This is a genomic window from Microbacterium sp. Leaf351, from assembly GCF_001423825.1.
Classification (GTDB): domain Bacteria; phylum Actinomycetota; class Actinomycetes; order Actinomycetales; family Microbacteriaceae; genus Microbacterium; species Microbacterium ginsengisoli.
In genome coordinates this window covers 8,172-9,017 of the sequence record NZ_LMPK01000015.1, presented here as the reverse complement: position 1 = coordinate 9,017, position 846 = coordinate 8,172, and the positions used below count along the sequence as shown (strand labels likewise).

The 846-nt window shown below is 70.9% G+C and carries 1 protein-coding gene; it reads right to left on the bottom strand.

Annotated elements, in window-relative coordinates:
- Positions 1–846 (bottom strand): ABC transporter transmembrane domain-containing protein (locus ASG00_RS17205; RefSeq protein ID WP_268772018.1); only part of this gene is annotated, 846 nt, incomplete at both ends.

Genomic DNA, 846 nt, shown 5'->3' with positions numbered 1-846 from the left:
CCTGCCGCAGCGGCAGATACGCCTCGGGGGCCAGGAGCAGGGCGAACAGGCCCACGAGCAGCACCATCTCACCGTCGAGGAGCCGGAAGCCGATCGTCACCGCGACGATGGCGACCGAGATGGATGCGAGGAACTCGAGCGCGAAACCCGAGAGGAACGACACCCGCAGGACCGACATCGTCTCGTGCTTGTAGCGCCCGGTCACCTCGTCGATACTGTCGGCGGCACGGTGCTGACGGCCGAAGATCTTGAGCGTGCCGAGTCCCTGCACGGTGTCGGCGAACCGGGTCGCGAGGGTGGTGAGCGTGTCGAACTGCCGGCGCTGCACTGCGCCGGTCGCGAGACCGATGAGCACCATGAAGATCGGGATGAGCGGCATCGTGAGCACGACGATCACCGCCGACAGCGGGTCGGCCAGCAGGATCGCCACGATGACGATCGGCATGGTGATCGCCGTCGCCACCAGCTGCGGGAGGTAGCGCCCGAAGTAGGCGTCGAGCGCCTCGAGTCCGTGCCCGGCGGTCACCGCCAACGCGGTGGTGCTGCGCTGCGACAACCACGTGGGACCGAGCTTCTCGACGGCGGCGATGAGGGCGGCGCGCAGCTGGAGCGACGCGCGCGCGGCCCCTGCCGCCGACACCCGCTCCGACGCCGCGATCAACGCCCCGCGCACCAGCACGAGCGCTGCACCCGCCGCGACGAGCGGCAGCAGCTCGCCGATCGGCGCACCGCCGATCGCGCCGGTGAGCGCGCGGGAGACCACCCATGCGAACCCCACGATCACACCGCTCTGCGCCAGCACGATCGCCGCTTGCACCGCGAGGAACCCGCGGGTCGCGCGCGCGT